The organism is Bacillus sp. FSL E2-8887 (assembly GCF_038007205.1).
Classification (GTDB): domain Bacteria; phylum Bacillota; class Bacilli; order Bacillales; family Bacillaceae_G; genus Bacillus_A; species Bacillus_A mycoides.
Genome location: NZ_JBBOWS010000001.1, coordinates 4,889,317 through 4,904,879, shown reverse-complemented (window position 1 = coordinate 4,904,879; position 15,563 = coordinate 4,889,317). Strand labels below are relative to the sequence as shown.

Below are 15,563 nucleotides of genomic sequence, written 5' to 3'. Positions count from 1 at the left end.
TTCCGGCGGCTAGCTCTTCGTGTCTAAGAACCTCCGCTACTCAAGGTAAAAAGCACCTTTTGTGCGAGAGAACCTTAGCCAGTCAGAGCTGAGCGAGCCGCCTCCACTTTTAATTTTAAAAAGACAAAAACAGGTAGTTGCAAAATGGAGTTAGCCTTGTTATAATTTCATCATATGTGTTTCATCAATATAGTTGTGTAAGCAGCTGAAGATGAAAAACTCTGTTTCGAAAATGATTCAGGGCGGAAGGAGATGAAAAGAATGAAAGCAGGAATCCATCCAAATTACAATAAAGTTGTATTTATGGACACGAACACTGGCTTCAAATTCTTAAGCGGGTCTACAAAAGGCTCTAGCGAAACTGTTGAGTGGGAAGATGGTAACACTTATCCATTACTAAAAATTGAGATCAGTTCTGATTCTCACCCATTCTACACTGGACGTCAGAAGTTTGCTACTGCAGACGGACGTGTTGACCGCTTCAATAAGAAATACGGCATCAAGTAATAAAGAACATAAAACAGGCAAGTGTATGTATTCGCTTGTCTGTTTTTTTTGCGAAAATATTAAACCTTTACCCTACTTTGGATTAGGAAAGTAGATGAAAGGAGAGCTCAATGTACTTAATGAATCAAAATGGTTGGATTGAAGTGATTTGCGGGAGTATGTTTTCTGGGAAATCAGAAGAGCTCATCCGCCGTATACGCCGTACACAATTTGCGAAACAACATGCGATTGTATTTAAACCATGTATTGATAATCGTTATAGTGAAGAAGATGTTGTATCACATAATGGATTAAAGGTTAAAGCAGTTCCTGTTTCAGCTTCAAAAGATATATTTAACCATGTAACAGAAGAAATGGATGTTATTGCAATCGATGAGGTACAATTTTTTGATGGGGACATTGTGGAAGTGGTGCAAGTATTGGCAAATCGTGGCTATCGTGTCATTGTAGCTGGATTAGACCAAGATTTCCGTGGTCTACCATTTGGACAAGTTCCTCAGCTGATGGCGATTGCTGAACATGTAACTAAATTGCAGGCAGTTTGTTCTGAATGTGGATCTCCTGCAAGTCGTACGCAACGTTTAATCGATGGAGAACCAGCGGCATTTGATGATCCAATTATTTTAGTTGGGGCTTCAGAATCGTATGAACCACGTTGTCGTCATTGTCATGCAGTACCTACAAAACAAAGATAAGTGAAACTCGCTATGTAGAGCGGGTTTTTTTCAAAAATAGATGAAGATTGGTGGCAAGCTCTTCGTGTCTAAGAACCGCCGCTACTCAAGGTGAAAAGCACCTTTTGTGCGAGAGAACCTTAGCCAGTCAGAGCTGAGCGAGCCGCTTGCGCTTTTAAATATTATCTAGCTCCAGCGGCTAGAATGGTCGGTGGTTTCGCTTCTTCCTGCGAGGCAAAGAGCGCCTCTCTGTCAGAAGCTCCAACCTCCTCCCATTCTGAGCAAGCCGCTTACGCTTTTAAATATTATCTAGCTCCAGCGGCTAGAATCTCCGGCCATTTCACTCTCTCGCTCGAAGCAAAAAGCGCTTCAAGGTCGAGAGTTCCAATGTCCTGCGATCCTGAGCAAGCCGCTTACGCTTTTAAATATAATTTGCGTTTTTTTGATTAAGTACCATATACTATTTGTATTAGATACTAGGATGTAGAGGTGAATGGTGTGTTAGATCGTTTGCAAGCTGTAGAAGATCGTTATGAGAAGTTGAATGAGTTGTTAAGTGACCCAGAGGTTATTAGCGATACAAATAAGCTTCGTGAGTATTCAAAAGAGCAATCTGATATTCAGGACACGGTAGAGGTGTACCGTGAGTATAAAGATGTTCGTGAGCAATTACGAGATGCAAAAGCAATGTTAGAAGATAAGTTAGACGCTGATATGCGTGACATGGTAAAAGAAGAGGTTTCTGAATTAGAAGGAAAAGAGAAAACATTATCAGAACGTCTGAAAATTTTACTTGTTCCAAAAGACCCTAATGATGATAAAAACGTTATCGTTGAGGTTCGTGGCGCTGCTGGTGGTGACGAAGCAGCTTTATTTGCTGGTGATTTATATCGTATGTATAGCCGTTATGCTGAGGTGCAAGGTTGGAAAACTGAAATTATCGAAGCGAGCTATACAGAGTTAGGTGGATATAAAGAGATTATCTTTATGATTAACGGTAAAGGTGCTTTCGCGAAGCTGAAATTCGAGAATGGTGCTCACCGTGTACAACGTGTTCCTGAAACGGAATCTGGCGGACGTATTCATACATCTACAGCAACTGTAGCTGTACTACCAGAGGCAGAAGAAGTAGAAATTAATATTCATGAAAAAGATGTTCGTGTTGACACGTTTGCTTCTAGTGGTCCTGGTGGACAAAGCGTTAATACAACGATGTCAGCGGTACGTTTAACGCATTTACCGACTGGTGTAGTTGTATCTTGTCAGGATGAGAAATCACAAATTAAGAATAAAGAAAAAGCGATGAAAGTATTACGCGCACGTGTTTATGATAAATTTAGACAAGAAGCGCAAGCTGAGTATGATCAAAACCGTAAACAAGCTGTTGGTACGGGAGATCGTTCAGAGCGTATTCGTACGTATAACTTCCCGCAAAACCGTGTTACAGACCATCGAATCGGTTTAACGATTCAAAAGCTAGATCAAATCCTACAAGGTAAGTTAGATGATTTCATCAATGCCTTAGTGATGGAAGATCAGGCGCAAAAGATGGAGGCAGCTGAGTAATGCGTGTCTATGAAGCCCTGAAATGGGCTTCTTCTTTTTTACAGGAAAATGGACGAGATGAAAATGCGGGAGAAATTGTCCTTTGTCATGTATTAAAGACGAACAGAACCGGAATGCTCATGAATATGCGTGAAGAAATAACTGCGGAACAAGAGAAAAGTTTTGCAGAATTTATCCACAAGCATGTAGAAGGTATTCCGATCCAATATATGCTCGGTTATGAAATGTTTTATGGCCGATCATTCTTTGTAAATGAAGAGGTATTGATACCAAGACCGGAAACAGAGGAACTTATAGTTGGAGTGCTAGAGAGAATTGAGCGCCATTTCGGTAATGAGGAGCTTCACATAGCGGATATTGGAACAGGTAGTGGAGCGATTTCTATTACGCTCGCTTTAGAAAATAAAAATCTTCATGTGTATACAGTAGATATCGCACAGGAGTCGATTGAAGTTGCAAAAGAAAATGCAAAAACTTTAGGGGCGGATGTAACATTCTATCACGGCGATTTACTGTCTCCGTTTTATGAAACAGGTCAGAAGTTAGATGTTGTTGTTTCCAATCCTCCGTACATACCAGAGGAAGATTGGCGTGGTCTTTCTACTGTTGTGAAGGAGCATGAGCCGAAGCGTGCGCTTGTTGGTGGGGAAGATGGACTAGATTTCTATCGTCGTTTTATGGAGGAATTGCCGAATGTATTACAGAAAAAGGCGATTGTGGCGTTTGAAATTGGTGTAGGGCAAGGTGAAGATGTGAAAGCATTATTACAGCAAACTTTCCCGCGCGCTCAAGTTGAAGTTGTATTTGATATTAATGGAAAAGATCGCATGGTATTTGCAGAGATGGAGTAAGGCATAAGCCTTACTCTATTTTTTGTATGAAAAATTCGTAACTACTCAGCCATACATTTCATTTAGAAGTTTGGTAAGGGGTATTATTTCAGCGAAAATACGCACCTTATTACCTATAGATTGCTGTCATAAAGATAAAAATGGACATACACCTTGTTGCCTGTCTTTGTTTTAAAACTTTGCGCGTGGCAGGAAAAGGCCCTGACCGCTTCTATACATAGCCAGTCCCTCTCGCCAATTAAAAAAATGCTTTTCTATCGGTTTTTTATATAGATTTTGAATTTAATAGTTTAGAAAGATGAAAGTCTGTCCACACTGTTTCTAGAGGGGACGGTGGAGGAAATGAAAAAACAAGTTATTGCTTACTTTCTTTTATTATTAATTGGTGCACAGTTACTTGTGCAGTTTGGATATATGAAAGCTGATGCAAAAGGGCCTACTGTTATTCCGAAAGAGGCCGTTCGATTACGTATTTTAGCTAATAGTGATTCCGATAAAGATCAGGCGTTAAAGCGTAAAGTACGCGATGAAGTAAAAGCGCAAATTGATGGATGGGTAGCGGATTTAACGTCATTTGAAGAAGCTCGAAAAGTAATTCAAAATCATATTCCTGAAATTGAAAAGACAGTGGCAAATACACTGAAAAGAGAAGGAAGTAAAGAGGCGTTTCAAGTGAAATTCGGTAAGAATGTGAAGTTTCCTACAAAGGTATATGGGAATTTTATTTATCCGGCAGGAGAATATGAAGCGGTACTTATTACAATTGGAAAAGGTGAAGGTGCAAACTGGTGGTGTGTATTATTTCCACCGATGTGTTTCTTAGATTTTTCAAGTGGTACAGCTGTAAGGAAAGAAGAACATGTTGTGAAAGCTGAATCTCCTGAAGAGGAGCAGGTGAGACAACTAGATGAGGAAGTAGTGGATGTACCGGAGAAGAAAGAGGATAAGGTGAAAGAAAAGAAAGTAGTAAAGCCGGAAAAAGCTGAAAAAGTAACAGCACAGGAAAAGAAAGTAGTAAAACACGAAACACAAGTAGAAGAACAGCCTGTAAAAAAAGTAGAAACAAAAACTGTGGAAAAAGTGGAGAAACCTGTGGAGCAAAAACAAGAAAAGCAAAATGAATATGTAACAGTAGAAGAGGAAGAGAAACCAGAGGTTAAATTATTTATCGTCGAAGCTTTTACATCTTTATTCTCTAAATAGTGCTATTAATAAATCCTTCCTCATATATATCAATGAGGAGGGATTTACTATGAAGAACGTGTATTTTGCTACGAAAGCAGATGTAGAAAGATTACATTCTTTTTTCGGACAAGCTAATAAAAAAGATGATAAAATAAATGAGTTGTACGCACAATTTATGATCTTGGAAGAGGCGGGAGAAATACGAGCAGTAATTGGATATGAACAAAGTGGAGAAAATGCACTTATCCGTTCTTGTTTATTCACACCTAATGTGGATAAACAGACTTTCTTATATTTTTTCGAGATGTTTTTGCAGTATATGAAAGAAAAAGATATTCGACAATTGTACTTACTCACAAATCATCCACAATCTGTGACCATCTTTCAGTTTTTTAACTTTGTCATTGTAGAGAAAGAGGAAGTGCCAGAGGAAATTCGACAGTTAGAACACTTTTGTAAAAATATAAAAGAGCTAAATGCAATAATACTAAATTGTCAGCTATTCACAAAGTTATCCACGGATTAACAAGGTTTATCCACATTTTGTGGATAAACCTTGTTTGTCTTTTGGATAAATCTCATAGTAAACTAAAAATAGACAAGTATTTCATGGTAGAAAAGGACGTGGGAAAAAATGCATACAAATATGTGGGTTGTGGATAATGTTGTGGAAAGAAAAAAATATTATCCACAATTAAAAGAAGCAGCGAGATTATTAAGAGAAAATGAAGCGGTGGCCTTCCCAACGGAAACGGTATATGGGTTAGGAGCAAACGCAATGGATGATGAAGCGATAGCAAAAATTTTTGAAGCGAAAGGGAGACCGAGCGATAATCCACTGATTGTCCACATAGGAACAAAATCTCAGTTAGATGGTATCGTAAGAGAAATTCCGCCGGTTGCAGAAAAGTTAATGGAGCATTTTTGGCCAGGACCATTAACAATCATTTTACCGAGAAAAAAAGGGATTTCAGAGAGGGTTACGGCAGGACTTAATACAGTCGGAGTGAGGATGCCAGATCATCCAGTAGCGCTCGCCCTTATTGAAGAGGCAAACGTGCCTGTTGCAGCACCGAGTGCGAATCGTTCAGGACGCCCAAGTCCAACGTTAGCTTCTCATGTGTATGAAGATTTGAATGGGAAAATTGCTGGTATTGTTGATGGCGGGGCAACAGGAGTAGGCGTTGAATCAACTGTAATTGATTGTACGAGCGAGGTTCCGACGATTTTACGTCCAGGTGGGATTACGAAGGAGCAATTAGAGGCCGTGATAGGAAATGTTTCTTTAGATCCAGCTTTAAAGGATGAGAAAGAAAAACCAAAATCACCTGGAATGAAATATACACATTATGCACCGAAAGCGCCACTTAGTATTGTTGAAGGGTCCCGTGAGTTTATTCAACGTATTGTGGATGAGAAAAAGAAAGAAGGATTTAAAGTAGGTGTATTAACGACAGAAGAGTATCAGCATGTGTATAGTGCAGATGTTGTATTGTCTTGTGGTGTGCGAAGCGATTTAGCCAGCGTTGCGACTAAGTTATATGATGTGCTTAGAACGTTTGATGCAAGTGAAGTAGATGTTATTTTTAGTGAATCATTCCCGAATGAAGGCATAGGAAATGCAATTATGAATCGTTTAACAAAAGCTGCGGGACATCAGATTATTATTGAATGATAATGTACCTTTAGCAAACAGAATATTTCTCCTCGGATAAGCATATTGTGAAGTAGCACGTCCGAGGGGGGATATGAATGACACTTGAACAATTAATACCTTTAATAATTATGGCATTTGCCCTGGGGATGGATGCATTTTCAGTGAGCCTCGGTATGGGGATGGTAACATTAAAGTTAAGACAAATCCTTTATATAGGTATGACGATTGGGATATTTCATATTATTATGCCATTTATCGGAATGGTACTAGGACGTTTTCTATCAGAGAGGTATGGGGATGTCGCAAATTTTGCAGGAGCTATTTTATTAATTGGGCTAGGGTTCTATATCGTATATTCGTCTATTTTAGAAGGGGAAGAGACTAGAACTGCTCCAATTGGAATTAGTTTATTTGTATTTGCATTTGGTGTCAGTATAGATAGTTTTTCAGTAGGTCTTAGTCTTGGAATTTACGGAGCAGAGACAATTATTACGATATTATTGTTCGGACTAATAAGTATGTTACTGGCTTGGATGGGTTTATTGCTTGGTAGCCATGCCAAAAATATACTTGGCACATACGGTGAAATAGTAGGTGGTATTATTCTTGTTGGGTTTGGATTGTATCTCCTTTTTCCTATATAATTTTATGTAGGAGGGAATTATGAACAAGCTATTGGAATGGTATGTTAAGCTTTTAACCTTCTTTCCTCGATGGCTAAGAAGACTTATAATATTGGGTGTTATTTTGCAAATTTCGATGTTAGGTTGGATTAAGTTAATTCGTGAATGGTGAGATAGTTCCTTTCTGTGCATAGTTTCGTTTGTACTATATTGATCACACTAAAAAATTACAAATATAGAAAGGATGAGATGAATGACGAGATTGAAGCAAGTTTTTGGTATTATTATTAGTTTTTTTGTTTTTTGGTTCAGTATGCTCGGTGTACAAATGTTTGCTGAGTTTTTAGATATTGAGTCATTGAAGTTTGTTGCAGGAAAATCGGAGGCGGCGCGTACTTTTTATTCTCCGTACCCGTTTTTAATTGTTTTCCTTATTACGTTACTTTCCTTATATTTCTTTGTAATAAAGCTTGGTAGATCTAAAAAAGAGAAATTCCCGGCATTAGAGGAGAAGAACGAAGAATTACGATAAAAAATCCCCCGCTGAAAGCGGGGGGTTTATGTTTAGGTGATGGAAGTGAACGTGCCCCTTCCGCTTTTAGGGGATATATCCAGTTCCAGTGGCCAGCTTCACCTCCTAGGCCCTTGAGTCTAAGAACCTTCCCCACGAGAAGATAAAAAGCATCTTCTGTGAGGAAGAACCTTAGCCACCGGGCCTGGGCAGTCGGTTCCACTTTTAAATGTATCCAGCTCCAGCGGCTAGAATGGTCGGTGGCTTCGCGCCTTCCTGCGAGGCAAAAAGCGCCTCTACGTCAGGAGCTCCATCCCCCTCTCATTCTGAACGAGCCGCTTCCGCCTTTAGGGTGTGATATCCAGTTCCGGCGACTAGCTCTTCGCATCTAAGAACCTTCCGCCCGAAAGGCAAAAAGCGCCTTTAGGGCGAAAGAACCTTAGCTGGTCAGAGCTGAACGAGTCGCCTCCACTTTTAGATAGGCCTCACTAATTCAAATTGTTCTCCTAGTTTTGCGTAGTTGTGTCCTGCTAGGCGGCTTATTGGTTTTAGTTCTTCGGCGTGAATTCGGCCGTTTTCGTATAAGTGTTCAGCGACGTGAAAGCGGACGACGCGGCCGATTAGTAGGTCACAAGCTGGCGAGTCTTCGGTTCCGCCGAGTGGGATAGCGCGTTCTAATATGCACTCCATTCGAATGTTTGCTTCTTTAACCCCTGGTACTGAAATGACATCACTGTCAATCGGTGTTAGTTTTGCTAATTCGATTTCACTTTCATTAGGAGGTAGGTTCGCTGCTGTTTCGTTGATTGCTTCTACGTAAGATTCATCAGAAATATGTACGACAAATTCCCCTTTTTCTATTGCGTTTCTGGAAGTGTCTTTCGGTTTTCCTTCTTTGCGTTGTACTGAAACTGAGATAAGTGGTGGATTGGCAGCGACGATATTGAAATAACTATATGGCGCACCGTTCAATACGCCATCTTTAGTTACAGAAGTAACGAATGCAACAGGACGTGGAATGATACTTCCTGTTAGTAATTTGTAATTATCTTTTTCAGTTTGTTCGTTTGGATTAATGGATAACATGTTGTAATCCCCTTTCTAAATATGAATACTTATTGTTCCTTTACAAGATATCAATGAGAATCTCCTGCTGAAAATAATATTTTTTTGATGATGTAAAAAAAAGAGATTACCTCGATTGTACTGAAGTAATCTCTTTTTTGGTAAATATCTTGAAATAGAGATAAATATTAAAGTAAAACGTAAGCGCCAGGTCCAATTAAAGCTACACCGATAGCGACAGCGATTAACATTAAATTATATTCGAATCCGTTTTGTGTTACCCAGTAACCATTTTTTCCGTGAACTGTGAAAATTGCTACTAACATTGTTCCTACGATAAATAATGAACCAACTACAGTGAAAATACCTGCTGCGAATAAGAAACCACCTAATAGTTCAGTTGCGCCAGCCATAAATGCCATAAATACACCAGGACGTAAGCCGATTGACTCCATCCAGCCGCCAGTTCCCTTTAAGCCGTAACCGCCGAACCAACCAAATAATTTTTGAGCACCATGACCCATGAATGTAATTCCTATAATAAGACGAATAATAAGAAGACCGATATCCATCATTTAAAAAAACCTCCTAAAAGTTATTAACTTATCTTATGTAAGTAATAATAAAATAGTTACTTACTTTAGTCAAGTTAGTTTCAACAAAAATTTGAAAGGAATTTTACAAATTAACAACAAAAAATAAAATGTAGTAAAGACCTCTAGACAAGTGAGTGGAAAAAAGAGAAAATATAAGTAGAAGTTAACTTCTCATTGTTATTCAGACAATCAGAATTGACTGGGATTTTGTGAAGCGCTACAATAAGAGTCTAGTAGTAATGACATGATTTATTTCGAAAGAGTTTTTACAATATAACATTCGAAGTATGAAGTCTTACGTGTATTTCGATCTTGAATAGAGATTGCCCTATAAACTTTTAGGTAAATTATAAGGAGGACTATCCTATGTTTAAAAAATTATTCGGTTTTGGTTCAAAAACAAATGAAGAAACAATCGTAGCTCCATTAACTGGAGCAGTGAAAAATATTGAAGAAGTACCAGATCCAGTATTCGCTGGTCGTATGATGGGTGACGGTGTTGCGATCGATCCTACTGAAGGTGTAGTTGTATCTCCAGTTGATGGTGAAATCGTACAATTATTCCACACGAAACATGCTATTGGAATTAAAGCGAAAAACGGTACAGAAATTTTAATCCACGTTGGATTAGAAACTGTAAAAATGGAAGGTGAAGGTTTCGAAGCTCACGTTTCTGAAGGACAAGCTGTAAAAGCTGGAGATAAATTAATCTCATTCGACTTAGAATTAATTCGTGAAAAAGCGAAAAGCACAATTACTCCAATCGTTATTACAAACACAGATGCAGCTGAGTCTATTAAGACAACTGTAGGTGTAACAGCTACAAAAGGTTCAACAGAAGTAATGAAAGTTACAATGAAATAATTATTTGATAGAAGGAATCCGTTTCATATGAAATGGATTCCTTATTTTGTTTCGTAGTGTGTTCATTATGTATGGTAAAATATTTTGGGCACTTGGAAATAGGGTTTCATATATGTGGATAAGGCGCATTTTTCTTAGAAAAAATATAAGAGAAATGCGCCTTTCGTATGTTCACATTTCTTTTGTTCTATTCTAATGTACGCTATGATAAAGTGAAACTTTAATGAGTGGAGGGTGTTCATCCCCCGCTGATTATTAGCCTTCACCAATCGGGATAAATGTAGGAAACAGAAAAAAAGGGGTGGGTTTAGATGAAACGGGTGTTATTTGTTTGCACTGGAAATACATGCCGTAGTCCGATGGCTGAGGCTTTGCTTCGTCATTATGGAGAAGGTAAATTTGAAGTGCAATCTGCTGGTGTTTTCGCCTATCCTGGAAGCGATGTGTCGATACATGCAAAGGAAGCTTTAGCTGAAAAAGGAATTGTAATCGATCATGCCGCGCAGCAGGTAAACGATACTTTGGTTGATTGGGCGGATATTGTAGTAACAATGACGGAAAACCATAAGCAAACTGTACTTGGGTATTATCCGAGCGTGGAAAAGAAATTGGATACATTATATGGATTAACTAAGGGTATAAGTAAGGATATTTCAGATCCATTTGGCGGATCGCTTTCTATTTATAAAGAAACGTTAGAAGAGATGGAAAAACTTGTACAGACTTTACTGAAAAAGCATTCAGAAGGTTGATGTTTCGTGTATAATACGATATTGGAGATCACTTTGTTCCATTAAGGTAGCGAGTGTGAAATGAAGATAATTGATTGAAACTTCGGAGGGGTAAAAATGAAAGTAGTAGTAGCATCTGATCACGGCGGTATGAATATCCGTAAAGAACTTGTAAGTTTATTAGAAGAGTTAAATATTGAATATATTGATTTAGGTTGTGAATGTGAAGCTGGTTCTGTTGATTACCCTGATTTTGCGTTTCCAGCAGCAGAAATGGTCGCGAATGGTGAAGTGGATCGTGGTATTTTAGTTTGCGGGACAGGCATTGGTATGTCAATCGCAGCAAACAAAGTAAATGGTATTCGTTGTGCATTAGTTCATGATACTTTCAGTGCGAAAGCGACGAGAGAGCATAATGACACTAACATGTTAGCGATGGGCGAGCGTGTAATTGGAGCTGGTCTAGCGCGTGATATCGCGAAAATTTGGCTAACAACTGACTATGAAGGTGGCCGTCACGAAAACCGCGTAGGAAAAATTAAAACGTACGAAACAAAGTAATAGATTCTAACTATAAGTAGTATGAAATATAATTTGGTGAACCAACCTGTGAAAGGAAGAGGCGTAATGACAGAAATCGTAAAGGTAAGAGAACAGCTACAAATGTCGCTTTCTGATTTCCAAGAACAAGCCACGCTGCAAAGAGGCCAAATTTTTGTAGTGGGGTGTAGCACGAGCGAAGTGCTAGGTGAAAGAATTGGAACATCAGGAACGATGGAAGTGGCAGAGGCGATTTTTTCTGAATTAAAACAATTTCAAGAGAGAACAGGTATTGAATTGGCGTTTCAATGTTGTGAGCATTTAAATCGTGCTTTAGTAGTTGAGAGAGATGTAGCGATGAAATATCAATTTGAAATTGTAACAGTTACGCCTGTTAGATCAGCAGGTGGTGCATTAGCGACGTATGCGTATCACAATTTTAAAGATCCGGTAGTAATTGAGTTTATTAAAGCAGATGCAGGAATGGATATCGGCGATACATTTATCGGTATGCATTTAAAGCATGTAGCTGTACCGGTTCGTACAAGTGTGAAGGAAATAGGAAGTGCGCATGTAACGATGGCGAAAACACGTGGGAAACTAATAGGTGGAGCACGTGCCGTTTATGCGGCAAATGAAGAAGCTATTCCTTGCCGTTAAACATGAAAAATTATAAAGTCTTATAACAGCTGTATATCGAAAGGTAAAAGGTATGTGGTCTGACTTTATAATAGAAGAAAGAAAAGACCAATTTTGGTCTTTTTTTTTCTTTTATGATATAGAAAGTCATGTTAGAATGTAGTTGAAAACATGAAGGTTCGAAAGAATTACAACCTGAATTTTCGTTTTTTCTGAATAAATGAGAAAAAACTATTGGGAATTGATGTAATTCGTTCAGAAAAGGGGGATTTTGGTGAATCATTTAAAACGTCAAGATGAAAAGGTATTTGCTGCAATTGAGGCAGAACTAGGAAGACAGCGTTCAAAGATCGAGTTAATTGCTTCGGAAAACTTCGTAAGTGAAGCAGTAATGGAGGCGCAAGGTTCTGTTCTAACGAATAAGTATGCTGAAGGATATCCTGGAAAACGTTACTATGGTGGTTGTGAACACGTAGACGTAGTAGAAGATATCGCACGTGATCGCGCGAAAGAAATTTTTGGCGCAGAGCATGTAAATGTTCAACCACATTCTGGTGCACAAGCGAACATGGCAGTATACTTCACGATTTTAGAGCAAGGCGATACAGTACTTGGCATGAATTTATCTCATGGTGGTCACTTAACACACGGAAGCCCTGTTAACTTCAGTGGAGTACAATATAATTTCGTAGAATATGGCGTGGATGCTGAATCTCACCGTATTAATTACGATGATGTATTAGCAAAAGCGAAAGAACATAAACCAAAATTAATCGTTGCAGGTGCAAGTGCATATCCTCGTGTTATCGATTTCAAACGATTCCGTGAGATTGCAGATGAAGTGGGCGCGTACTTAATGGTTGATATGGCACATATCGCCGGTTTAGTAGCAGCTGGTTTACATCCAAATCCAGTACCACATGCACATTTTGTTACAACAACAACACATAAAACATTACGTGGCCCACGTGGCGGTATGATTTTATGTGAAGAGCAATTTGCAAAACAAATTGATAAATCAATCTTCCCTGGTATTCAAGGTGGCCCACTTATGCATGTAATTGCTGCAAAAGCTGTTGCATTTGGTGAGACACTACAAGATGAGTTTAAAACATATGCACAAAATATCATTAATAATGCGAATCGTTTAGCTGAAGGCCTTCAAAAGGAAGGACTTACACTTGTTTCTGGTGGAACAGACAATCATTTAATCTTAATTGATGTTCGTAACTTGGAAATTACAGGTAAAGTAGCAGAGCACGTATTAGATGAAGTTGGTATTACAGTGAATAAAAATACGATTCCATTTGAAACAGCAAGCCCATTTGTAACAAGCGGTGTACGTATCGGTACAGCGGCGGTAACATCACGTGATTTCGGTTTAGAAGAAATGGATGAGATTGCAGCAATTATTGCTCATACATTAAAAAATCATGAGAATGAAGCTGAACTAGAAGAAGCGCGCAAACGTGTAGAAGCGTTAACGAGCAAATTCCCAATGTATACAAATCTATAATAGATTAAAAAAGACTGCTGAAACGTAATTGTTTTAGTAGTCTTTTTTTGTGGACATATATTGTTTTTAAAGTATGTATACAAATGATGAATAAATTTTGGCGATATAATGAAGGATACAGCTCCCATAATTGGTAAAGATACTAGATAGATTCATCGTAAAATCATGATTTTACCAAATTTGCCCTTGAATATTAGTAGCGTTTTCTTTACAATCGTAAATAGTGTAAAGAAGCGTGTAAACGCATGAATATCATCTAAAGGAGAGATTCACATGGGAAAACTGTATGTATTTGATCACCCGTTAATTCAACATAAGATTACATATATTCGCGATAAGAATACAGGTACGAAAGATTTTCGTGAATTAGTGGACGAAGTAGCAAGCTTAATGGCTTTCGAGATTACTCGTGACCTTCCACTTGAAGACATTGAAATTGAAACACCTGTAAGCAAAGCGACAACAAAAGTGATCGCTGGTAAAAAACTTGGTTTAATTCCGATTTTACGTGCAGGTTTAGGAATGGTTGATGGAATTCTGAAATTAATTCCAGCAGCAAAAGTAGGACACGTTGGTTTATACCGTGACCCTGAAACATTGCAACCGGTAGAATACTATGTGAAACTTCCAACGGATGTAGAAGAGCGTGACTTTATCGTACTAGATCCGATGCTAGCAACAGGTGGTTCTGCGGCTGAAGCAATTAATTCTCTGAAAAAGCGCGGTGCAAAGCAAATTAAATTAATGTGTATCGTAGCTGCTCCAGAAGGAGTAAAAGTAGTGCAGGAAGAGCATCCTGATGTTGATATTTATGTAGCGGCATTAGATGAGAAGTTAAATGACCATGGTTATGTAGTTCCAGGTCTTGGTGATGCTGGTGACCGTTTATTCGGAACGAAGTAAGACAACAGACGAGAGGGGGATTCCCCGCTCGTTTTTTTTTCGCCCTCAGCGCACGGGGGAGGGGGAGATAAATATACAGGGTATATACAACATAAGTTATATACACATCACATATAATATAGAAGTCTTACGTCTCGGGGACACTATATTATGGAAGGAAAGCGCTATATCTTAAAAATATAATAGTGACAAACTTGTGAACATTTTCTTCTATTATAAAGAGAAAACTGTTAGAAATTGCATATCTCTAACCAGTATTTAGAAGGGGAACGTTTTCATTTTTGGGAGGAAATGCCTAATACTCAAATTTTTTGATTTTTTACGATTTCTCGTTGACACTGTTAATACCCTATTGTATGCTAACAACGGGGATAGATGGTAGGGCTTTCAGTGACAAAAATGCATCTATTCCGTGACGAAAATGTAAACTTTTTATTTTGTATAGAATTTATGCAGAAAAATGAGTTATTATTAACACATCGTGAATGAGGGTTACATATTGGAGGGATGAATCCTTGCAAAAAAACGATCGCAGCCATATAAAAGCGTATGCTTTAATGTCAGGAATACTTGCTCAGTTAGTTGGTTCTATTCTTATCGGAATCTTTGGTGGGCAATGGATTGATAATAAGGTTGGAACGTTTCCGTTGTTTCTTATTATAGGGTTATTACTCGGGTTAGGAACAGGGGTATACGCAATGATTCGACTCATTCAACATTACTATTCGGGAGAGCAATGATGATAGACGTACATGGACTTGTCCAACGACAAAAGAAATATATGTACTACTTGCTTGCGCTTCTAGTGCTAGGATGGGGAATTACCTCTTACAAGGATGTATTTCTTGGACTGATTATCGGAACGATTTTCAGTTTTCTTAGTTTGCGCATCATTGCACGTAGAACAGACAAGCTATTAGATCGCGTAACAAATGGAGAAAACGTGAAGTTTAAGGCGACAGCGGTAAGTACATATTCAAGATTCGCCACGATTGGGTTATTAATTTTATTTGCAGCCAAATATCAAGAGTTAATTGCGATGTGGGGCTTAGGTGTAGGATTGCTGACAGGATACCTTGTCATGATCATAGATTTTCTTTATTTAGAGTATACGAGCAGGGAAGAGAGGTGAATT

The 15,563-nt window shown here is 38.5% G+C and carries 21 protein-coding genes; 19 read left to right on the top strand and 2 right to left on the bottom strand.

All coding sequences use genetic code 11. The features are described from left to right. Nucleotides 1-261 precede the first annotated feature (261 nt). The 10 genes from NSQ08_RS25360 to NSQ08_RS25315 all read left to right on the top strand — a co-directional run bounded on the left by NSQ08_RS25360 (nucleotide 262) and on the right by NSQ08_RS25315 (nucleotide 7,595). Nucleotides 262-507: a type B 50S ribosomal protein L31 gene (locus NSQ08_RS25360; protein WP_000643447.1), complete on the top strand. Its 246-nt coding sequence runs from the start codon at nucleotides 262-264 to the stop codon at nucleotides 505-507. 110 nt (nucleotides 508-617) lie between these two features. Then, a complete protein-coding gene (locus NSQ08_RS25355) occupies nucleotides 618-1,202 on the top strand; it encodes a thymidine kinase (RefSeq protein WP_002016305.1) in 585 nt (194 codons plus the stop codon). 477 nt (nucleotides 1,203-1,679) lie between these two features. After that, nucleotides 1,680-2,747, top strand: coding sequence for a peptide chain release factor 1 (prfA, locus tag NSQ08_RS25350; protein WP_340780264.1), 1,068 nt, complete (start codon nucleotides 1,680-1,682; stop codon nucleotides 2,745-2,747). Further along, the gene (gene prmC, locus NSQ08_RS25345; RefSeq protein ID WP_340779624.1) at nucleotides 2,747-3,598 is read left to right on the top strand and encodes a peptide chain release factor N(5)-glutamine methyltransferase; all 852 of its coding nucleotides are present in this window, start codon (nucleotides 2,747-2,749) and stop codon (nucleotides 3,596-3,598) included. The genes prfA and prmC overlap by 1 nt, the downstream gene beginning before the upstream one ends. A 342-nt stretch (nucleotides 3,599-3,940) precedes the next feature. Next, on the top strand, nucleotides 3,941-4,801 hold the full coding sequence (gene spoIIR, locus NSQ08_RS25340; protein ID WP_002130069.1) for a stage II sporulation protein R: 861 nt from the start codon (nucleotides 3,941-3,943) through the stop codon (nucleotides 4,799-4,801). Between the two features lie 49 nt (nucleotides 4,802-4,850). Beyond that, complete coding sequence (locus NSQ08_RS25335) at nucleotides 4,851-5,309, top strand: mechanosensitive ion channel protein (RefSeq protein ID WP_002034898.1); 459 nt, start codon at nucleotides 4,851-4,853, stop codon at nucleotides 5,307-5,309. Nucleotides 5,310-5,417: 108 nt separating this feature from the next. Further along, a complete protein-coding gene (locus tag NSQ08_RS25330; RefSeq protein WP_002016299.1) occupies nucleotides 5,418-6,458 on the top strand; it encodes an L-threonylcarbamoyladenylate synthase in 1,041 nt (346 codons plus the stop codon). A gap of 77 nt (nucleotides 6,459-6,535) precedes the next feature. Further along, nucleotides 6,536-7,084 carry a manganese efflux pump MntP gene (locus tag NSQ08_RS25325; RefSeq protein ID WP_002016298.1) on the top strand — a complete coding sequence of 183 codons (549 nt, stop codon included), beginning with the start codon at nucleotides 6,536-6,538 and terminating at the stop codon, nucleotides 7,082-7,084. 19 nt (nucleotides 7,085-7,103) lie between these two features. Then, nucleotides 7,104-7,235 (top strand): hypothetical protein, encoded by a 132-nt coding sequence (locus NSQ08_RS25320; RefSeq protein ID WP_002139014.1) that lies wholly within the window; start codon nucleotides 7,104-7,106, stop codon nucleotides 7,233-7,235. Between the two features lie 81 nt (nucleotides 7,236-7,316). Next, nucleotides 7,317-7,595: a DUF3935 domain-containing protein gene (locus NSQ08_RS25315; protein WP_002034899.1), complete on the top strand. Its 279-nt coding sequence runs from the start codon at nucleotides 7,317-7,319 to the stop codon at nucleotides 7,593-7,595. Nucleotides 7,596-8,048: 453 nt separating this feature from the next. Here the strand turns inward: NSQ08_RS25315 and NSQ08_RS25310 are convergent, their stop codons facing one another. Together NSQ08_RS25310 and NSQ08_RS25305 are read right to left on the bottom strand one after the other, a co-directional pair. Then, nucleotides 8,049-8,660 (bottom strand): flavin reductase family protein, encoded by a 612-nt coding sequence (locus tag NSQ08_RS25310; protein ID WP_002034901.1) that lies wholly within the window; start codon nucleotides 8,658-8,660, stop codon nucleotides 8,049-8,051. A gap of 167 nt (nucleotides 8,661-8,827) precedes the next feature. Beyond that, nucleotides 8,828-9,214 carry a DoxX family protein gene (locus tag NSQ08_RS25305; RefSeq protein ID WP_002068579.1) on the bottom strand — a complete coding sequence of 129 codons (387 nt, stop codon included), beginning with the start codon at nucleotides 9,212-9,214 and terminating at the stop codon, nucleotides 8,828-8,830. Nucleotides 9,215-9,601: 387 nt separating this feature from the next. Between NSQ08_RS25305 and NSQ08_RS25300 the strand changes: the two genes are divergently transcribed. The 9 genes from NSQ08_RS25300 (at nucleotide 9,602) to NSQ08_RS25260 (ending at nucleotide 15,560) form a co-directional block, all read left to right on the top strand. Beyond that, nucleotides 9,602-10,099 carry a PTS sugar transporter subunit IIA gene (locus tag NSQ08_RS25300; protein WP_002016294.1) on the top strand — a complete coding sequence of 166 codons (498 nt, stop codon included), beginning with the start codon at nucleotides 9,602-9,604 and terminating at the stop codon, nucleotides 10,097-10,099. 311 nt (nucleotides 10,100-10,410) lie between these two features. Next, nucleotides 10,411-10,851: a low molecular weight protein arginine phosphatase gene (locus NSQ08_RS25295; protein ID WP_002191294.1), complete on the top strand. Its 441-nt coding sequence runs from the start codon at nucleotides 10,411-10,413 to the stop codon at nucleotides 10,849-10,851. Between the two features lie 96 nt (nucleotides 10,852-10,947). Beyond that, nucleotides 10,948-11,391 (top strand): ribose 5-phosphate isomerase B, encoded by a 444-nt coding sequence (gene rpiB / locus NSQ08_RS25290; protein WP_000869917.1) that lies wholly within the window; start codon nucleotides 10,948-10,950, stop codon nucleotides 11,389-11,391. 66 nt (nucleotides 11,392-11,457) lie between these two features. Continuing rightward, complete coding sequence (locus tag NSQ08_RS25285) at nucleotides 11,458-12,030, top strand: TIGR01440 family protein (protein WP_002089746.1); 573 nt, start codon at nucleotides 11,458-11,460, stop codon at nucleotides 12,028-12,030. 253 nt (nucleotides 12,031-12,283) lie between these two features. Continuing rightward, nucleotides 12,284-13,525 carry a serine hydroxymethyltransferase gene (glyA, locus tag NSQ08_RS25280; protein WP_002034906.1) on the top strand — a complete coding sequence of 414 codons (1,242 nt, stop codon included), beginning with the start codon at nucleotides 12,284-12,286 and terminating at the stop codon, nucleotides 13,523-13,525. A gap of 273 nt (nucleotides 13,526-13,798) precedes the next feature. Next, on the top strand, nucleotides 13,799-14,428 hold the full coding sequence (upp, locus tag NSQ08_RS25275; protein ID WP_002034907.1) for a uracil phosphoribosyltransferase: 630 nt from the start codon (nucleotides 13,799-13,801) through the stop codon (nucleotides 14,426-14,428). 375 nt (nucleotides 14,429-14,803) lie between these two features. Further along, a complete protein-coding gene (locus NSQ08_RS25270; RefSeq protein ID WP_000232963.1) occupies nucleotides 14,804-14,917 on the top strand; it encodes a DUF4024 domain-containing protein in 114 nt (37 codons plus the stop codon). Nucleotides 14,918-14,943: 26 nt separating this feature from the next. Beyond that, a complete protein-coding gene (locus tag NSQ08_RS25265; RefSeq protein ID WP_002089742.1) occupies nucleotides 14,944-15,168 on the top strand; it encodes an AtpZ/AtpI family protein in 225 nt (74 codons plus the stop codon). Next, nucleotides 15,168-15,560 carry an ATP synthase subunit I gene (locus NSQ08_RS25260; protein WP_002016288.1) on the top strand — a complete coding sequence of 131 codons (393 nt, stop codon included), beginning with the start codon at nucleotides 15,168-15,170 and terminating at the stop codon, nucleotides 15,558-15,560. Before NSQ08_RS25265 ends, NSQ08_RS25260 begins: the two co-directional genes overlap by 1 nt. Nucleotides 15,561-15,563 lie beyond the last annotated feature (3 nt).

What these genes read in the sequence shown, in the direction of transcription:
- NSQ08_RS25320 (WP_002139014.1), top strand. Translation starts at nt 7,104, where the DNA reads ATGAACAAGCTATTGGAATGGTATGTTAAGCTTTTAACCTTCTTTCCT.
- NSQ08_RS25325 (WP_002016298.1), top strand. Translation starts at nt 6,536, where the DNA reads ATGACACTTGAACAATTAATACCTTTAATAATTATGGCATTTGCCCTG.
- upp (WP_002034907.1), top strand. Translation starts at nt 13,799, where the DNA reads ATGGGAAAACTGTATGTATTTGATCACCCGTTAATTCAACATAAGATT.
- prmC (WP_340779624.1), top strand. Translation starts at nt 2,747, where the DNA reads ATGCGTGTCTATGAAGCCCTGAAATGGGCTTCTTCTTTTTTACAGGAA.
- NSQ08_RS25305 (WP_002068579.1), bottom strand. Translation starts at nt 9,214, where the DNA reads ATGATGGATATCGGTCTTCTTATTATTCGTCTTATTATAGGAATTACA.
- NSQ08_RS25335 (WP_002034898.1), top strand. Translation starts at nt 4,851, where the DNA reads ATGAAGAACGTGTATTTTGCTACGAAAGCAGATGTAGAAAGATTACAT.
- NSQ08_RS25270 (WP_000232963.1), top strand. Translation starts at nt 14,804, where the DNA reads ATGGTAGGGCTTTCAGTGACAAAAATGCATCTATTCCGTGACGAAAAT.
- rpiB (WP_000869917.1), top strand. Translation starts at nt 10,948, where the DNA reads ATGAAAGTAGTAGTAGCATCTGATCACGGCGGTATGAATATCCGTAAA.
- NSQ08_RS25330 (WP_002016299.1), top strand. Translation starts at nt 5,418, where the DNA reads ATGCATACAAATATGTGGGTTGTGGATAATGTTGTGGAAAGAAAAAAA.
- NSQ08_RS25300 (WP_002016294.1), top strand. Translation starts at nt 9,602, where the DNA reads ATGTTTAAAAAATTATTCGGTTTTGGTTCAAAAACAAATGAAGAAACA.
- NSQ08_RS25260 (WP_002016288.1), top strand. Translation starts at nt 15,168, where the DNA reads ATGATAGACGTACATGGACTTGTCCAACGACAAAAGAAATATATGTAC.
- NSQ08_RS25360 (WP_000643447.1), top strand. Translation starts at nt 262, where the DNA reads ATGAAAGCAGGAATCCATCCAAATTACAATAAAGTTGTATTTATGGAC.
- NSQ08_RS25355 (WP_002016305.1), top strand. Translation starts at nt 618, where the DNA reads ATGTACTTAATGAATCAAAATGGTTGGATTGAAGTGATTTGCGGGAGT.
- NSQ08_RS25285 (WP_002089746.1), top strand. Translation starts at nt 11,458, where the DNA reads ATGACAGAAATCGTAAAGGTAAGAGAACAGCTACAAATGTCGCTTTCT.
- NSQ08_RS25315 (WP_002034899.1), top strand. Translation starts at nt 7,317, where the DNA reads ATGACGAGATTGAAGCAAGTTTTTGGTATTATTATTAGTTTTTTTGTT.
- NSQ08_RS25295 (WP_002191294.1), top strand. Translation starts at nt 10,411, where the DNA reads ATGAAACGGGTGTTATTTGTTTGCACTGGAAATACATGCCGTAGTCCG.
- spoIIR (WP_002130069.1), top strand. Translation starts at nt 3,941, where the DNA reads ATGAAAAAACAAGTTATTGCTTACTTTCTTTTATTATTAATTGGTGCA.
- NSQ08_RS25310 (WP_002034901.1), bottom strand. Translation starts at nt 8,660, where the DNA reads ATGTTATCCATTAATCCAAACGAACAAACTGAAAAAGATAATTACAAA.